Below are 15,783 nucleotides of genomic sequence, written 5' to 3' on the forward strand. Positions count from 1 at the left end.
GGAAACCCCACACCGTGGAGCCCCCGACCCGGGGCATTTCGTTCACCGCACCCGCCGCTTCCCGCGCCGGGCACTTTTACTACGTTACCCGGTGGTTTCCGTCGTGTCAAACCGCTTCGTAGCGATCCGCACCACTTCAATCCCATTTCCGGGCGCCACCCGACATCGGCTTGCGCCGTTGTCGATCGTGACTTCCGGCAGGCCGGCCGCCGCGGTCCCCCGCGAGCTCGCCCGGTTCCCTGCCGGCGATGAACCATACCCGGTCGGTTCCGCCTCGCCAAATCCGCCTCGCGACGGATCCGGGGCACCGCCCGGTCCGGGCACCGATGAGTGCAACACACCGGACCCGAAGCTCATTCCCGCGCCCGGCCTCCGGTGGCTTCGCCCCGGTTCGTCCGTTCCGCGCTGGCAGAGAGAAAGTTACGCCCCCGGCGGATCGATCGTCAAATCCACCGGGGGCGTCCCGCGTCACGTCGGGCGACGTACGGCTAACCGCGCAGCTCGACCCCGGCGAACGACCGCTTGCCGCGGCGCAGCACCAGGTACCGGCCGTGCAGCAGGTCGCCGCGGTCCACAGTGGCGTCGGTCTCGGTGACCCGGGTGTTGTTCACGTAGGCGCCGCCCTCGGCGATCACCCGGCGCGCCTCCTTGAGGCTGGGAACCAGCCCGGAGTCGCGCAGCAACCCGGCGACGTCGGGCAGCTCGTCGACGTGGACCAGGCCGGCCTCGGTGAGTGCGGCCCGCAGCGTCGCCGGCGCCAGCTCGTCCAGCGAGCCGCGGCCGAAGAGCGCCTGGCTCGCGGCCACCACCTGCGCCATCTCCCGCTCGCCGTGCACCAGCGTGGTCAGCTCCTCGGCCAGCGCCCGCTGCGCCGCCCGGGCCGCCGGCCGCTCGGCGGTCTCCTTCTCCAGCGCCTCCAGCTCCTCCCGGGAGCGGAAGCTGAAGTACCGCAGGTAGCGGCTCACGTCCCGGTCGTCGACGTTGACCCAGAACTGGTAGAACGCGTACGGGCTGGTCATCTCGGGATCGAGCCAGATCGCGCCGCCCTCGGTCTTGCCGAACTTCGTGCCGTCGGACTTCGTCACCAGCGGCGTGGTGAACGCCTGCACCGGCCCGGCACCGCGCCGGCGGATGTAGTCGACGCCGGCGGTGATGTTGCCCCACTGGTCCGAGCCGCCGAACTGGAGCTGGCAGCCGTGCCGGCGGTGCAGCTCGAAGAAGTCGTTCGCCTGCAGCAGCTGGTAGCTGAACTCGGTGAAGCTGATGCCGCTCTCCAGCCGCGCCCTGACCACCTCCCGGGCCAGCATCTTGTTGACCGGGAAGTGCTTGCCGACGTCGCGGAGGAACTCGACCACCGACATCTCGCCGGTCCAGTCCAGGTTGTTGACCAGTTGCGCCGCGTTCTCCCCCTCGTACGAGACGAAGGGGGCGAGCTGGTCGCGGATCCGGGCCACCCAGCCGGCGACCACCTCGGGCGGGTTGAGGCTCCGCTCGGCGCTCTCCTTCGGGTCGCCGATCTGGCCGGTGGCGCCGCCGACGAGCAGCAGCGGCCGGTGCCCGGCGAGCTGGAGCCGACGTGCCGTGGCGACCTGCATGAGATGGCCGACGTGCAGGCTCGGCGCGGTCGGATCGAAGCCCACGTAGTAGGCGGCGGAACCGCCGTCGAGCAGCGCACGCAGCTCGTCGAGGCCGGTGGAGTCCTGGATCAGGCCCCGCCACCGCAGGTCGTCGGTCAGGGAGTCCCGCCCGGGGGGCGGGGGGCTGCTGTCGGTCACGGTCACCGATTGTCCCCCATGACCGGGGGCGGAACGTACCGGGTTTGCCGGGCGGACGTCGGCGTAGGCTGGCGGCGCCGTGATCGAGGGAGGGAACGCCGTGGACATGCCGGATCTGACGGGCGGCTTCGTCGCCCTGCTCGGCCTCAAGCTCGACGAGGTCGACGGCGACCGGGTGGTGATCCGTTGGCAGGTCCGCCCGGAGCTGCACCAACCGTTCGGCATCCAGCACGGCGGCGTGTACTGCTCGGTGGTCGAGACGGCCGCCAGCATCGGCGGGTCGCTGTGGCTGGGCGAGCGCGGACGCGTCGTGGGCGTGTCGAACCAGACCGACTTCCTGCGCGCGGTGCGCGACGGCGAGCTGACCGCGGTGGGCACGCCCGTGCACCGGGGACGCAGCCAGCAGCTCTGGCAGGTGGAGATCACCGACGCCGACGCCCGGCTCGTGGCCCGCGGCCAGGTCCGGCTGCAGAACCTCTACCCGGCCTGACCGGTCAGCTTCGGGCCTCGTCCAGCACGGCCCCGGCATCGTCGGACGCCGGCGCGGACTGCCGGCGCAGTCGGACCCCCGCGATGGCGCGGTGGTCGATGCGGGTCACCTCCAGCTCCCATCCGTCCACGACGACGCTCTCCCCTGCCACGGTGGGGATGTGGCCGAGGCAGGCGAGCACGAGACCCGCGATCGTGGTGTAGTCCCCGCCGGGGCGGCCGGGCAGTTCGACGCCCAGGTCGATGAGGTCGTGCACGGGGAAGGTGCCGGGGAGCAGCAGGGTGCCGTCGGGCTCGGTGCGTACGGCGCGCACGTCCCGGTCGGTCTCGTCGTAGATCTCCCCGACGATCTCCTCGAGGATGTCCTCCAGGGTGACGATGCCGTCGACGGCGCCCCGCTCGTCCACCACCAGGGCGATGTGCTGGCGTTCGGCCTTGAACTGCCGCAGCGCGTCCACCACCGGCAGGGAGTCCGGCAGCAGCATCGGCGGGCGCGCGCACTCGTCGACCGGCCGGTCCTCGGGAACGCCGACGAGGTCACGCAGGTGGATCACGCCGACCGCGTCGTCGAGGCCGCCGTGCCGGACCACCGGTGCCCGGGAGTGGCCGGTGGCGGCCAGCAGCAGCCGCGCGGCCTCCGCCGTGGTGCCGCTGTCGAGCGTGAAGACCTGCAACCGGGGTACGAGCACCGCCCGCAGCTGCCGGTCGGCGATCTCGACGGCGCCGGCGATGATGGTCCGCTGCTCCTTGGTGAAGCCGTGGTTGCCGGCGACGATGTCCCGCAGCTCGTCGGGGCCGATCTCGTCGGGCTCGTGCTTCGGGTTGAGCCCGACCAGGCGTACCACCAGGTCGCTGGTGGCGCCGAGGGCCCAGACGGCCGGCCGGGTCACGGAGGCCAGCAGGTCGAGCGGGCGGGCGACCAGGAGCGCCCACCGCTCCGCGGCCTGCATGGCGATGCGCTTCGGGGCCAGCTCGCCGAAGACCAGGGTGACGAAGGTCAACGCGAGGGTGACCACCACGATCGCGACGGTCTCGGCGGCGCCGCCGAGCGCGCTGAGGAGCGGTACGAGGGGCTTGGCCAGCGACACCGCCGCCGCGGCCGATGCCAGGAAGCCGGCGAGGGTGATCCCGATCTGGATGGTGGCCAGGAAGCGGTTCGGGTCCTTGGCGAGGCGGGCCAGCACCCGGCCGGCCCGGCTGGTGCGTTCCAGCCGCTGGATCTGGCTGTCCCGCAGCGAGACCAGTGCCATCTCGCTGCCGGCGAAGACCGCGTTGAGGATGACCAGGACACCGACCAGGGCCAGTTGGGTCCAGATGCTCTGCACGCCCGGCTCTCCTCACGCGGGACAGTGCCCGCCGGCACGACGGGCACCGCCGGCCGAGGATCACGGCCGGCGTAGGCCAGTCTGTGCCCACCGGGCCGACCGGCGAATCCTCATCCGGTGCCCGATGTGATCAGGCCCGCCGGGCGACCGGCGGGGCGGGCAGGTCGAGGACGTACGAGCGGCCCTCGGGGCGGAAGCCGAGCCGGTGGTAGTACGGGGCGACCATGCCGGGCGGGGTGATCACCCGGTGGAAGCCGCGGTCGGTGAAGAGGCTGCTGCGCCGGTAGACGAACTCGCCGGGGGTGAAGTCCCGGAACCGTCGGGTCACGTAGTCGAGGTCGACCTGCGCCACGCCGTCGGCCTCGGCGTGCGACAGCACCACGCCCACCACCTCGTCGGCGCGTACGACCAGGAACGCCGAGCGCTCGGCGGCGGTGCCGGGGGGCCAGCGGAAGCCGGGGTTGAACCGGGCGATGTCGGCGGCGTGCACACTCAGCGTGTGGGCCAGGAACTGGTCGTCGACCCCGACCTCGACCACCTGGTAGGTGGCCTCGTCGTGGCGGGTGGCGAGCATGGTCCGCAGGTACCAGACGTTGATCACCGCGAGCACGACGTTCAGCCCGACCATGGGCCAGACCTGCACGGCGGCGTTGTAACCGATCAGGATCAGACAGCCGACCAGGTTCAGGGCACGCAGCCGGAGGATGCGCGTCTGCAGCAGCGACCAGACCAGCAGCGCGGAGCCGGTCCAGCCGATCAGTTCCAGCCAGTTCACCCCGCGAGAGTAGTGCTCGCGCGGACGCGGCGACCCGGCGGGCGGCGGCGGGTCAGTCGCCGGCGAGCTCCAGCACCCATTCCTCCACCTCGGTGCCCCGGCCGTTGGCGTACCCCTTGTCCTCGCCGGTGACGACAAAGCCGCACTTGCGCAGCACGGCGAGCGAGGCGCGGTTGTCCTTGGCGGCGCGGGCGTGCACGGGCCGCTGGGGCAGCTCGCGCAGCAGCGCGGCGAGCGCCGCCGTGGCGTGCCCCCGACCCCAGCGTCGGGGGTCGATCCAGTAGCTGACCTCGGTCCGCTCGCCGACGGGGAAGGCCACCACGTGGCCGACGACCTCGCCGTCGACGACCACCGTGCGGGGAACGATCCGCTCGTCGGCGCGCACGCGCCGCCAGTGGGCGTCGAACCGCTCCCGGTCGGCCGGGTCCTCCGGCCCGAACGCGGCCATCCAGTTGGCCTCCGCGTCCTGCTCGTGGGCGAAGAAGAGGGGCAGGTCGTCGTCGCGCACGGGACGCAGGTGCAGCTCGGCGGTCACGGGCCCGAGGATAGGACCCACCACCGACAACCGGATCGCGGGTCGGGTGCGCATGATCCGGTCGCACGCCGCCGGCGGTGCGCCGACAATGGCGGGATGGGACGAACGGTACGGAGCGCGCGGGTGGTCGGGACGAGCGCCACCGGTGCGGCGGCGGCGGGCGCGCGGGCGGCGGGGGCGGCGTCGGTCGGGGCGCTGGCCGTGGGGGCGCTGGCCTGCGGTGCCGCCGCCGTCGGCGCGCTCGCGATCGGCCGGCTGGCGATCCGCCGGGCGGTCGTCCGTGAGCTGCGCATCGGCAGGCTGGAGGTCGACGAGCTGGTGGTGCGCGGCCGGCCGGCGACGGATAGCGGACAGCGTCCACAGTGGCGCGGGTCGGACGGATCAGCCGGCGGGCGGGGTGCCCACCGGATAGCCGTAGAGGTCGAGCAGCCGGCCCCGGGCCGCGTGTAGCCGGTCCACCACGACGCTCATGAAGCGGGTGGTCAACTGCCGGCCGAGCGCGTCGTCGGATTCCATCAGCCGGCGCACCCCCTCGGCGGTGAACTCCACCGCCGTGCTGCGCTGCGCGGCCACCGCCCCGAACTGCCAGCGGTACGGCGGGAACAGCCACGACCAGCCCAGCACCCCGCCCGCGCCGATCGTCTCGATCTCCACGTCGCCGCGGCCGGGCACCGCGAAGTCGAGCGCGACCCGGCCGGTGCGGACCAGCCAGAAGCGCTCCGCCGGCCCGTCGGCCCGGAACAGCCGGTGCCCGGGGTGCCAGACCACCGGCCGGGCGTGCCCGGCGAGCCGGGGCAGCCACGGCTCGGGCAGCCCGGCGAGGAACGGATGCGCGCGCAGTACGTCCAGGGTGGTCATGCGGTGCCCCTCTCGTCGAACCGGGCCGGCGGTGGCCGGATACCCGCGACGGGTCGTGCCGGCTCCCATCGCACCGCACGCCGGCCGTGGGCGGCAGGGCCGTTGGTCCCGGGTCGCGCGGGCGGAACTCCCCTGGCCGGTGCCGCCCGTCGGGACGAGGGTGGGATCGGGACGGTGCGCCGCGACGGCGCCGGCAGGGCGGAGGATGACGTGGGACGGTCCGGAGAACGGCGGGGGCGGGGGCGTACCGGTGCCCGCTGACACCTCGACCAGGCCGGCGGCCGGGCTCAGCTCGGCGGAGGCCGCCGCCCGGCTGCGCGCGGACGGGCCGAACGCGGCGGTCGCGCCGGCCCGCCGCCACCTGGGCGGCCGCGTCCTGCGCCAGCTCAGCGACCCGCTGGTGGCGTTGCTGCTGGCCGCCGCCGTTGTCACCGCCGTGCTGCGCGACTACCCGGACACCGCGGTGATCGTGCTGGTGGTGCTGGTGAACACCGCCATCGGCGTCGTGCAGGAGGTCCGGGCCGACCGGGCGATCGCCGCGTTGGACCAGCTCGCCGCGCCCACCGCCCGGGTCGTGCGGGACGGCCGGGACGTCGTCCTGCCCGCCGCCGACCTCGTCCGTGGTGACCTGGTGCGGGTCGAGGCCGGCGACGTGGTCCCGGCCGACCTGCTGCTCGCCGAGGCGGCCCGGCTGAGCGTCGACGAGTCGGCGCTGACCGGGGAGTCCGTGCCGGTGACCCGCACGGTGGGCGGGGAGGCCAGCGCGGGGACCGTGGTCACCACCGGGCGGGCCACCGGCACGGTGGTACGGACGGGCACCGCGAGCGCGCTCGGCCGGATCACCGCCCTGGTGGCGTCCACCCGGCCCGCCGCCACCCCGTTGCAGCGCCGCCTCGCCGGGCTCGGTCGGATGCTCGGCTTCGCCGCGGTGGTGCTCTCGGGGCTGGTCTTCGTCATCGGCGTCGTCGGCGGGCGGCCGGTGGTCGACATGGCGGTCACCGCGGTGAGCCTCGTGGTGGCGGCGGTGCCCGAGTCGCTGCCGGCGGTCGTCACCCTCGCCCTCGCCCTCGGCGCCCGCCGGATGGCCGGGGCGCGGGCCATTCCCCGCCGGCTGCACGCGGTCGAGACGCTCGGCTCCGTCACCGTCATCGCCTCGGACAAGACGGGCACCCTCACCGAGGGCCGGATGGCGGTGCAGCACGCCGTCACCGGCGACGGCTCCCGCTACGGCGTCACCGGCAGCGGTTACGCGCCGCAGGGCACGGTGCACCGGCGGGGCGAGGCGGTGGCCGTACCGGACGACCTGCGCAGCCTGGCGCGCGCCGGGCTGCTCTGCAACGACGCGACCCTGGCCCCGCCCACCGGCGAACGGCCGGAGTGGGCCGCCGTCGGCGACCCGTTGGAGGCGGCGCTGGTCGCCTTCGCCGCCCGGTGCGGTCTCGACCCGGAGCGCACCCGCGCGGCGTGGCCGCGGGTCGCGGAGCACCCCTTCGACCAGGAGCTGCGCCGGATGACCACCGTGCACCGCTCCTGCGACCGCCGGTACCTGGTGGTGTGCAAGGGCGCGCCGGAGAACGTGCTGGCCGCGCCGCTGGTCGACGCCTCTGCCGAGGAGATCGGCGAGCTGACCGCCGCCGCGCACCGGCTGGCCGCCGAGGGGCTGCGGGTGCTGGCCGTCGCGTCCGCCGTGGTGGACGCCCCGCCGGCCGATCCCGCCCGGCCGGTCGGGCTGCGGCCCGTGGGGCTGGTCGCCGTCGGCGACCCGCTGCGCGCGGGCGCGGCCGACATCGCGGGCAGCTTCGACGACGCCGGGGTCCGGCTGGTGCTGATCACCGGCGACCACCCGGCGACCGCCGCGGCGATCGGCGGCCAGCTGGGGCTCTGGCGCGAGGGCGACCCGGTGGTACGCGGGGACGACGGCGACCCGGCGCGGGCGCACCCGCAGGCGCGGGTGTTCGCGCGTACCCAGCCGGAACAGAAGCTCGACATCATCGCCGGGTTGCAGTCGCGGGGGCACGTGGTGGCGATGACCGGCGACGGGGTGAACGACGCCCCGGCGCTGCGCCGCGCCGACATTGGGGTGGCGATGGGCGGCGGCACGGAGGTCGCCCGGCAGGCCGCCGACCTGGTGCTCGTCGACGACGACCTCTCCACGGTGGCCGCCGCCATCGGCGAGGGCCGCCGCATCTACGACAACATCCGGCGGTTCCTGCGCTACGCGCTCTCCGGCGGGGTCGCCGAGATCGCCGTGATGCTGCTCGGCCCGCTGTTCGGGCTGGCCGTACCGCTGCTGCCGGCGCAGATCCTCTGGGTGAACCTGCTCACCCACGGGGTGCCGGGGGTGGCGCTGGGCGCGGAGCCGGCGGAGCCGGGCACGCTGCGCCGGGCGCCCCGCTCCCCGTCGGAGTCGGTGCTCGGGGCCGGCCTGGGCCGGGACGTGCTGGTCACCGGCGGACTGATCGCCGCCGTGGTGCTCGGCGCCGGCGTGCTCGCCGCGCACTGGGACCGGCCCTGGCAGTCGGTGGTCTTCGTGGTGCTCGGCCTGGCCCAGCTCGGGGTGGCGCTCGCGGTCCGCGCGCCGCGACCGCGCGGTGCCCGGCACGGCAACCGGGCGCTGCCGGTCGCGGTGGCGGTCTCCGCGCTGCTCCAGGTCGCCGGGGTGCTGCTGCCTCCACTGCGGGAGCTGCTCGGCACGCAGCCGCTCGGCGCGGCGGAGCTGCTGGCCTGCGCCGCCGTCAGCGTGCTGCCCGGGCTGGTGCTGCGGCTGGCCCGCCGGCCGGGCGGCGCCGCCCCGGGGGACGCCGGGCCCCGGGACGCGGTCCCGCCGGACGGCACCGCGACGGACGCCGCCCTGCCGCGCCCGGGCGCTGCGGCCGGGGTCGGTCGGAACGCGCCGGGGGCGGACAGCCCGGGCGCTGCGGCCGGGGTCGGTCGGAGCGCGCCGGGGGCGGGCGGCCCGGCCGGTGACCGTCGGTCTGCGAGTCGGGACCAAGGTCCCGCTGGTCGGGACGACCGCCTCTGACCGGTAGCGTGCGGATCAAGCAGGCTGAAGGTGGACGAAGGAGGAGTCGATGACCATCAACACCGGTGCCCCCGTCGTGGTGGGTGTGGACGGCTCGGCCGCCGCGGTCGACGCGGTCCGGGTGGCGGCGCGGGAGGCGGCGCAGCGACAGCGCCCGCTGCGGGTCGTGCACGCCTTCATCTGGCCCCTGACGCGCGCCCCGCTCGGTGCCGCCGAGGGCGCGCCGGCCGGCGCCGGCCTGCGCAACCAGGCCGAGCGGTACGTCGCCGAGGCGATCGCCGAGGCCAACAGGACCGCCCCGGACGTGCCGGTGACCGGCGTGGTGGTCGACGGCGCGGCGACCCCCGTCCTGCTCGGGGAGTCCCGGGACGCCGCCCTGCTGGTGCTGGGCCACCGGGGCCTGGGCGGTTTCGCCGGGCTGCTGCTCGGCTCCGTCACCGTGCAGGTCTCCGCCCACGCGCAGGTCCCCGTCCTCGTGGTGCGCGGCGAGCAGCGCGCCGACGGCCCGGTCGTGGTGGGCGTCGACGGCTCCGAGTGTTCCCTCGAAGCCATCGCGTTCGCCTTCGAGGAGGCGAGCCGCCGGGGTGCTCCGCTGGTCGCGGTGCAGGCCTGGCTCTACCCCGCGCCGGTCGGCCCGGGCGACGTCCTGCCCCTGGTGTACGACCTGGACGCCTTCGCCGCGGACGAGGAACGCGCCCTCGCGGAGGCCGTCGCCGGCTTCGCCGAGCGCTACCCCGACGTGCCGGCGCAGCACCGGCTGGTCCGGGGCTCCCCGGGCGGCGTGCTGGTGGAGGAGTCGAAGAAGGCCCAGCTGGTGGTCGTGGGGGCACGCGGCCGGGGCGCGCTGGGCGGGCTGCTGCTCGGCTCGGTCAGCCACGCGGTGCTGCACCACGCGCACTGCCCGCTGGTGATCGTGCGGCACGCGAAGGGGGCCGACGCGTCCTGACCCGGTCACCGCACCGCGACGCCGTCGCGTCGGCCGCTCCCCCGGCCGGCGCGACGGCGTCGACGCAAATGCCGGCGGGTCGGCAATGCCGCGTCGACAATGGCCTGATCGATCTCTGGGAGGGCTGATGAACCGACCCGTGGTGGTGGGTGTGGACGGATCACCGGCGAGCCTGCTGGCGGCGGAGCACGCCGCGCGGGCCGCCGTGCTGCGGTCCCGCCCCCTGCACCTGGTGCACGGCTACCTGCACCCGCTCGGTTACGGCGTGCCGCTCAACCCGTACGACGTGGGGTTGCCGGCGCCGACCGAGGAGGCGCAGAAGATGTTGGAACGCACGGCCGCCGACCTCGCCGGGCGCTGCCCGGGACTGACCGTCGAGGTGCGCCAGGTGGCGGGCGGGCCGGGTGCGACGTTGGTCGAGGAGTCCCGGCGGGCCGAGCTGGTGGTGGTGGGCAGCCGGGGGCTGGGCGGTTTCGCCGGGCTGCTGCTCGGCTCGGTCGGCACGCAGGTGGCCGCCCACGCGCACTGCCCGGTGCTGGTGGTGCGTCCCGCCGAGGAGCCGATCCCGGTCGCCGGGCCGGTGCTGGTCGGGGTCGACGGGTCCGAGCCCGCCGAGCTGGCGGTCGGGTACGCGGCCGACGAGGCGGCCCGCCGTGGCGACGGGCTGGTGCTGGTGCACGTCCAGCCGCCCGACGGGGACCGCCCGGCGGCGGACGAGGTGACGGAGACGCAGGCCGCCGCCCACCCTGGGTCCGCCGAGCTGCTGGCCACCGCCGCGGCGGCCGTCCGTGGCAGTCACCCGGGGCTGGCCGTCGAGGGGCGGGTGCTCCGGGCGCCGAAGGCCGAGCAGGCGCTCGTCGAGGCCAGCGGGGACGCGGCGCTGGTGGTGGTCGGCTCCCGGGGCCGGGGCGGGTTCGCCGGGCTGCTGCTCGGCTCGGTCAGCCAGGCCCTCGTGCAGCACGCGCACTGCCCGGTGCTGGTGGCCCGCCCGTACGGTCACGCCCACTGACGTGCCCCGGCCCGCCGGTCCCGGGCGGGGTCGGCGGGCCGGCGGCGGCGAGGACGCCCCCGTCCGGCACGCCGCTCCCGGCGAGGCGGGGACAGGGTCTCCACCGTCGGATCAGTGGTCCCGACCCCCGAGGAGCTCGTCGAAGCTGGTGGTGAGGGCGAATGGGTCGGCGGGGCCGGTGGACGGCGGCCGCCGGTGGACCTGCTCGGCCAGCTCGCTGCCGGCGCGGACGATCCGGGCCCGCAGCGCGCCGTCGGCGGTGCCGGCGGACCAGTCCTCCGGGGCGGCGAAGACCGCGGTGGGGACCACGACCGACCGCAGGTGGGTGAACATCGGCCGGACGGCGTGCTCCAGCGCCAGCGAGTGCCGGGCCGTTCCGCCGGTGGCGCCGGCCAGCACCGGCCGGTCCGCGAGCGCGCCGGATTCGACCAGGTCGAAGAACGACTTGAACAGCCCGTTGTACGAGGCGTGGAAGATCGGCGTGACGGCGATCAGCCCGTCCGCGCCGGTGACCGTGTCGAGCACCTCCCGCAGCGCGGGCGACGGGAAACCGGTCAGCAGGTGGTTGACGATGTCGTGGGCGTGCTCGCGCAGCTCGACGGGGCGTACGTCGACGTCGTCGCCGCGCCGGGCCAGCTCGTCGCGGGTGGCCGCGGCGAGCTGGTCGGCGAGCAGCCGGGTCGACGAGGGCCGCCCCAGCCCGGCCGACACCACGGCGAGGGTGCGGCGAGTCATCGGCTGGCCTCCGCCCCGGCCCGGTCGGCGGCGTCGCGCAGCGACGCGTGGATGGGCGCGGCCGGCACGTGCGCCGGGCGCAGCGACTCGAACTCCTTGCGCAGCACGGGTACGACCTCCTCGCCGAGCAGGTCGAGCTGCTCCAACACGGTCTTCAGGGGCAGGCCGGCGTGGTCCATGAGGAACAGCTGGCGCTGGTAGTCGCCGACGTAGTCGCGGAAGCCCAGCGTGCGGTCGATGACCTGCTGCGGGCTGCCCACGGTCAGCGGGGTCTGCGCGGTGAACTCCTCCAGCGACGGGCCGTGCCCGTAGACCGGGGCGTTGTCGAAGTACGGCCGGAACTCCCTTACCGCGTCCTGCGAGTTGCGCCGCATGAACACCTGCCCGCCGAGGCCCACGATGGCCTGGTCGGCGGAGCCGTGCCCGTAGTGCGCGAAGCGCTGCCGGTAGAGCCCGACCATCCGCTGGGTGTGCTCCTTGGGCCAGAAGATGTGGTTGGCGAAGAAGCCGTCGCCGTAGTAGGCGGCCTGCTCGGCGATCTCGGGGCTGCGGATCGAGCCGTGCCAGACGAACGGCGGCACGCCGTCGAGCGGTCGCGGCGTCGACGTGAACGACTGCAACGGGGTGCGGAAGCGGCCCTTCCAGTCGACCACGTCCTCGCGCCAGAGCCGGTGCAGCAGGTCGTAGTTCTCGATGGCGAGGGGGATGCCGTTGCGGATGTCCTGGCCGAACCACGGGTAGACCGGTCCGGTGTTGCCGCGCCCCATCATCAGGTCCACCCGGCCGTCGGCGAGGTGCTGGAGCATCGCGTAGTCCTCGGCGATCTTCACCGGGTCGTTGGTGGTGATCAGCGTGGTGGCGGTGGACAGCAGCAGGCGCTCGGTGCGCGCCGCGATGAAGCCCAGCATGGTGGTGGGCGACGACGGCACGAACGGCGGGTTGTGGTGCTCGCCGGTGGCGAAGACGTCCAGGCCGACCTCCTCGGCCTTGAGCGCGATGGCGACCATCGCCTTGATCCGCTCATGCTCGGTCGGCTCGCGACCGGTGGTCGGGTCGACCGTGACGTCGCCGACGGTGAAGACTCCGAACTGCATGACCAGCTCCTCGCGTTGTCCTTCGCCGGGGCCGCTGCGGCTCCCGGACGCACCGCACAACATATTTGACGAGTCAACTATTCCGGCGCCGGAGGCGCCGCCGGTGGCCACCGTCACGCCGGCCGCGTCGATCGCGCGGCGGTCGCCCCCGGGCAGGTCAGCGGCTACGCGGCACGTGCCGGCGGTAGGTGCTCACGGTCGGGTCGCCGGCGATCCAGAACCGCCACGGCACCTCGTGCGCCCCGGTCACGCCCACCCGGGGCCCGGCGGCGACCGCGTTCGCGGGCACCGGGGCGTCGGCTGGGCGCAGGCGGACGGGGCCGTCGCCCAGCAGCCAGCGGCCGTAGGCACTCTTGTCGATGCCCAGCGCCGCACAGAGCCGGGCGGGCCCGCGCGCGAGATCGACGTCCCGGCGCACGGCCGGGCGCCGGGCCCGGGCCGCCTCGACGCCGTCGACCACCTCGCCGGCGCGCAGCAGCACCGCCGAGGCCTCCCCGTCGGGCCCGGTGACGACGTTCATGCACCAGTGCATGCCGTAGGTGAAGTAGACGTAGGCGTGCCCGGCCGGGCCGAACATGACCGCGTTGCGCGGGGTGCGCCCGCGGTGCGCGTGCGACGCCGGGTCGCCGGCCGTCCCGGCGTACGCCTCGACCTCGGTGATCCGGACGGTCACGTCGCCGGCGGTGAGCCGGCAGCCGAGCAGGCCCCGGGCGGCCGGCACCACCGGGCCGGCGAGCAGGTCGGCCAGCCCCGCCAGGTCGGCGGGGCGGCGGTCGGAGTACGCCACCACGGCACCGACCCTATCCGCCGACGCCGCCTGACGCCCATCGACCTATCAACATTCCGTTGACAACGGCTCGTTGTCATGCTGGAGTGTGGGAATGACCGACTCCTTCACCGCCCCCGACGCCGGCGCGTCCCGGGCGCACCGCACGTACGCCGCGCTGCACCGGATCACCGAGCGGCACGCCGGCACCGAGACGCGCCGCCGCCGGCACACCAACCCCTACATGCCGGACGCCTACGAGGCGGTCGCGCTGGTCACCGCCCTGGCCGCCGGCGGGGCAGAGGTCGAGCCCGGCGAGGAGCCGGTCGACGACGCGGACCTCGTCGCGGCGCTCACCCTCGCCCCGCACCTGCGCGCCGAGATCGACGCGATGGAGGCGGGGCTGCTGACGCTCGCCCGCGGCCGCGGACTGACCTGGCAGCAGATCGCGTACGGGCTGGGGCTGGGCAGCGCGCAGGCCGCCAAGCAGCGCTTCGAACGGCTCTCCGCCCGCACCGCCACCACCGAATGACGCCGCCGATGGACGAGACTGGGCGCGGGATCGGTGTCGAGGAGGACGCGATGACGCGCGAGGAGATGCTGGCGTACTGCCTGGGCAAGCCGGGGGCCTGGCTGGACCAGCCGTGGGAGGGCGACGAGGTGGTGAAGGTCGGCAGCCGGATCTTCGCCTTCCTCGGCTCCGCCGGCGGCGACGAGCCGACCGTCGGGGTGAAGTGCGGCCCGAGCCGGGAGGTGGCCGACGAGTGGCTGCACCGGCACCCGGGCGACGCGCGGCCGTCGCCGTACATCGGGCGCGCCGGCTGGAACACGCTGCGCCTGGCCGGCGGGATCGACGAGGAGGAGCTGATCGAGGCGGTCGACGGGTCGTACGACGCGGTGGTGGCGAAGCTGCCCAAGCGGGAGCGCCCGGCGGGCTGACCCCCGCGCGACGCCGGTGGCGCCGCGCGGGGGTCGGCGACTCAGCGGGGCACGACCCGCTCGGCGGCCCACTCCCGCCAGCCGGCGAGCTTGTCGGCGGCGGTGGCGAGCTGGTCGGCCACCGGCCCCGGACCGGTCGAGCCCGGCGTGATCCGGGCGGCGAGCGCCGAGCGGACCGAGAGCACGTCGCGCACCGACGGGTCGAGGTGCTCGCTGACCGCCGCGAGGTCGTCGTCGCTGACCTCGTCGAGGGCGCAGTCACGGGCCACGCAGAGCGCCACCAGCTTCCCGGTGATCTCGTGCGCGTCGCGGAACGGCACGTTGCGGCGCACCAGCCAGTCCGCGACCTCGGTGGCGAGGGAGAAACCGACCGGCGCGGCGGCGACGAGGCGGTCGGCGCGTACGGTCATCGTGGAGATCATCCCGGCGAGCGCCGGCAGCAGCAGCTCCAGGGTGTCGACCGCGTCGAAGGCCGGCTCCTTGTCCTCCTGCATGTCCCGGTCGTAGCTCATCGGCAGGCCCTTGAGCATGGTGAGCACGCTCATCAGCCCGCCGACGAGCCGGCCGGACTTGCCCCGGGCCAGCTCGGCAATGTCCGCGTTCTTCTTCTGCGGCATGATCGACGAACCGGTGGCGAACGCGTCGTCCAGCTCCACCCAGCCGAACTCCTGCGAGGTCCAGAGCACCACCTCCTCGCCGAGGCGGGACAGGTGCACCCCGATCATCGCGGTGACGAACAGGAACTCGGCGACGAAGTCCCGGTCGGCGACCGCGTCCATCGAGTTGGCGAAGGACGTGCGGAAGCCCAACTCCTTGGAGACGGCCACCGGGTCCAGCGGCAGGCCGGAGCCGGCGAGCGCGCCCGCGCCGAGCGGACTGACCGCCGTGCGGTGGTCCCAGTCGCTCAGCCGCTCCAGGTCGCGCAGCAGCGGCTGCACGTGCGCCAGCAGCCAGTGCCCGAACGTGACGGGCTGGGCGTGCTGCAGGTGCGTCATGCCGGGCGCGGCGGTCTCCACGTGCCGCTCGGCCTGCTCGACCAGTGCCTCGGCCAGCTCGACCAGCCGACCGGCCACGCCCCGGGCGTGGTCGCGCAGGTAGAGCCGCAGGTCGGTGGCGACCTGGTCGTTGCGGGACCGGCCGGCGCGCAGCTTGCCGCCGAGGCTGCCGAGCCGCTCCAGCAGGCCGCGCTCCAGGGCGGTGTGCACGTCCTCGTCGTCGACCGTGGGACGGAACTGCCCGGAGGCGCAGGCGGCCTCCAGGTCGTCGAGGGCGGCGAGGATCCGGCCCAGTTCCTCCGGGTCGAGCAGGCCGGCCCCGGCGAGCACCCGGGCGTGCGCCCGGGACGCCGCGATGTCGTACGGGGCCAGCCGCCAGTCGAACTGCACGCTCACCGACAGTCGGGCCAGGGCCTCGGCGGGGCCACCGGCGAAGCGGCCGCCCCAGAGGCTCGTGCGGTTGGTGGCGGCACTGTTCTCGGTCAGGCTCTTGTCGTCCACGCCGCCCATTGTGGTGCCC

At 75.0% G+C, this 15,783-nt stretch carries 16 protein-coding genes; 7 read left to right on the top strand and 9 right to left on the bottom strand.

Translation table 11 applies throughout. The annotated features are described in order from the left end of the window. Positions 1 to 488 precede the first annotated feature (488 nt). Positions 489 to 1,775 (bottom strand): tyrosine--tRNA ligase, encoded by a 1,287-nt coding sequence (tyrS, locus tag AB0883_RS27920; RefSeq protein ID WP_366644292.1) that lies wholly within the window; start codon positions 1,773 to 1,775, stop codon positions 489 to 491. Positions 1,776 to 1,857: 82 nt separating this feature from the next. Here tyrS and AB0883_RS27925 point away from each other — a divergent pair, with 82 nt between their 5' ends. After that, positions 1,858 to 2,265, top strand: coding sequence for a PaaI family thioesterase (locus AB0883_RS27925; RefSeq protein ID WP_199729486.1), 408 nt, complete (start codon positions 1,858 to 1,860; stop codon positions 2,263 to 2,265). Positions 2,266 to 2,269: 4 nt separating this feature from the next. Here the strand turns inward: AB0883_RS27925 and AB0883_RS27930 are convergent, their stop codons facing one another. From AB0883_RS27930 to AB0883_RS27940, 3 genes are all read right to left on the bottom strand, one after another. Then, entirely contained in the window at positions 2,270 to 3,589 is a 1,320-nt protein-coding gene (locus AB0883_RS27930) for a hemolysin family protein (RefSeq protein WP_366644293.1), read from the bottom strand. 130 nt (positions 3,590 to 3,719) lie between these two features. After that, complete coding sequence (locus tag AB0883_RS27935) at positions 3,720 to 4,364, bottom strand: hypothetical protein (RefSeq protein ID WP_121395150.1); 645 nt, start codon at positions 4,362 to 4,364, stop codon at positions 3,720 to 3,722. Between the two features lie 52 nt (positions 4,365 to 4,416). Beyond that, positions 4,417 to 4,899 (bottom strand): GNAT family N-acetyltransferase, encoded by a 483-nt coding sequence (locus tag AB0883_RS27940; RefSeq protein ID WP_366644294.1) that lies wholly within the window; start codon positions 4,897 to 4,899, stop codon positions 4,417 to 4,419. Positions 4,900 to 4,995: 96 nt separating this feature from the next. On the opposite strand from AB0883_RS27940, the gene AB0883_RS27945 reads away from it, so the two are divergent. Next, positions 4,996 to 5,349 carry a hypothetical protein gene (locus AB0883_RS27945; protein WP_366644295.1) on the top strand — a complete coding sequence of 118 codons (354 nt, stop codon included), beginning with the start codon at positions 4,996 to 4,998 and terminating at the stop codon, positions 5,347 to 5,349. Here the strand turns inward: AB0883_RS27945 and AB0883_RS27950 are convergent. Beyond that, entirely contained in the window at positions 5,281 to 5,757 is a 477-nt protein-coding gene (locus AB0883_RS27950; protein WP_366644296.1) for a cyclic nucleotide-binding domain-containing protein, read from the bottom strand. The genes AB0883_RS27945 and AB0883_RS27950 overlap by 69 nt on opposite strands. 205 nt (positions 5,758 to 5,962) lie before the next feature. Here AB0883_RS27950 and AB0883_RS27955 point away from each other — a divergent pair, with 205 nt between their 5' ends. From AB0883_RS27955 to AB0883_RS27965, 3 genes are all read left to right on the top strand, one after another. Beyond that, the gene (locus AB0883_RS27955) at positions 5,963 to 8,779 is read left to right on the top strand and encodes a cation-transporting P-type ATPase (protein WP_366644297.1); all 2,817 of its coding nucleotides are present in this window, start codon (positions 5,963 to 5,965) and stop codon (positions 8,777 to 8,779) included. Positions 8,780 to 8,828: 49 nt separating this feature from the next. After that, the gene (locus AB0883_RS27960; protein ID WP_366644298.1) at positions 8,829 to 9,725 is read left to right on the top strand and encodes a universal stress protein; all 897 of its coding nucleotides are present in this window, start codon (positions 8,829 to 8,831) and stop codon (positions 9,723 to 9,725) included. 127 nt (positions 9,726 to 9,852) lie between these two features. Next, on the top strand, positions 9,853 to 10,734 hold the full coding sequence (locus tag AB0883_RS27965; protein WP_366644299.1) for a universal stress protein: 882 nt from the start codon (positions 9,853 to 9,855) through the stop codon (positions 10,732 to 10,734). Positions 10,735 to 10,845: 111 nt separating this feature from the next. On the opposite strand, the gene AB0883_RS27970 is transcribed toward AB0883_RS27965, so the two are convergent. The 3 genes from AB0883_RS27970 to AB0883_RS27980 form a co-directional block, all read right to left on the bottom strand. Continuing rightward, complete coding sequence (locus AB0883_RS27970) at positions 10,846 to 11,469, bottom strand: FMN reductase (RefSeq protein ID WP_366644300.1); 624 nt, start codon at positions 11,467 to 11,469, stop codon at positions 10,846 to 10,848. Then, positions 11,466 to 12,563, bottom strand: coding sequence for an LLM class flavin-dependent oxidoreductase (locus tag AB0883_RS27975; RefSeq protein ID WP_366644301.1), 1,098 nt, complete (start codon positions 12,561 to 12,563; stop codon positions 11,466 to 11,468). The genes AB0883_RS27970 and AB0883_RS27975 overlap by 4 nt, the downstream gene beginning before the upstream one ends. A gap of 157 nt (positions 12,564 to 12,720) precedes the next feature. After that, positions 12,721 to 13,353, bottom strand: a complete 633-nt coding sequence (locus AB0883_RS27980; protein ID WP_366644302.1) for a DNA-3-methyladenine glycosylase — start codon at positions 13,351 to 13,353, stop codon at positions 12,721 to 12,723. Between the two features lie 91 nt (positions 13,354 to 13,444). On the opposite strand from AB0883_RS27980, the gene AB0883_RS27985 reads away from it, so the two are divergent. Together AB0883_RS27985 and AB0883_RS27990 are read left to right on the top strand one after the other, a co-directional pair. Continuing rightward, positions 13,445 to 13,861 carry a DNA-binding protein gene (locus AB0883_RS27985; RefSeq protein WP_366644303.1) on the top strand — a complete coding sequence of 139 codons (417 nt, stop codon included), beginning with the start codon at positions 13,445 to 13,447 and terminating at the stop codon, positions 13,859 to 13,861. Positions 13,862 to 13,911: 50 nt separating this feature from the next. Continuing rightward, positions 13,912 to 14,268 (top strand): MmcQ/YjbR family DNA-binding protein, encoded by a 357-nt coding sequence (locus AB0883_RS27990; protein WP_121398845.1) that lies wholly within the window; start codon positions 13,912 to 13,914, stop codon positions 14,266 to 14,268. A 41-nt stretch (positions 14,269 to 14,309) separates the two neighbouring features. Here the strand turns inward: AB0883_RS27990 and argH are convergent, their stop codons facing one another. Continuing rightward, entirely contained in the window at positions 14,310 to 15,773 is a 1,464-nt protein-coding gene (argH, locus tag AB0883_RS27995; RefSeq protein WP_366644387.1) for an argininosuccinate lyase, read from the bottom strand. Positions 15,774 to 15,783: the final 10 nt, after the last annotated feature.

The organism is Micromonospora sp. NPDC047812 (assembly GCF_040704175.1).
Classification (GTDB): domain Bacteria; phylum Actinomycetota; class Actinomycetes; order Mycobacteriales; family Micromonosporaceae; genus Micromonospora.

Coding starts and splice junctions, on each gene's coding strand:
- AB0883_RS27945 (WP_366644295.1), top strand. CDS start 4,996: ATGGGACGAACGGTACGGAGCGCGCGGGTGGTCGGGACGAGCGCCACC.
- AB0883_RS27950 (WP_366644296.1), bottom strand. CDS start 5,757: ATGACCACCCTGGACGTACTGCGCGCGCATCCGTTCCTCGCCGGGCTG.
- AB0883_RS27955 (WP_366644297.1), top strand. CDS start 5,963: ATGACGTGGGACGGTCCGGAGAACGGCGGGGGCGGGGGCGTACCGGTG.
- AB0883_RS27960 (WP_366644298.1), top strand. CDS start 8,829: ATGACCATCAACACCGGTGCCCCCGTCGTGGTGGGTGTGGACGGCTCG.
- AB0883_RS27965 (WP_366644299.1), top strand. CDS start 9,853: ATGAACCGACCCGTGGTGGTGGGTGTGGACGGATCACCGGCGAGCCTG.
- AB0883_RS27970 (WP_366644300.1), bottom strand. CDS start 11,469: ATGACTCGCCGCACCCTCGCCGTGGTGTCGGCCGGGCTGGGGCGGCCC.
- AB0883_RS27975 (WP_366644301.1), bottom strand. CDS start 12,563: ATGCAGTTCGGAGTCTTCACCGTCGGCGACGTCACGGTCGACCCGACC.
- AB0883_RS27985 (WP_366644303.1), top strand. CDS start 13,445: ATGACCGACTCCTTCACCGCCCCCGACGCCGGCGCGTCCCGGGCGCAC.
- AB0883_RS27990 (WP_121398845.1), top strand. CDS start 13,912: ATGACGCGCGAGGAGATGCTGGCGTACTGCCTGGGCAAGCCGGGGGCC.
- argH (WP_366644387.1), bottom strand. CDS start 15,773: ATGGGCGGCGTGGACGACAAGAGCCTGACCGAGAACAGTGCCGCCACC.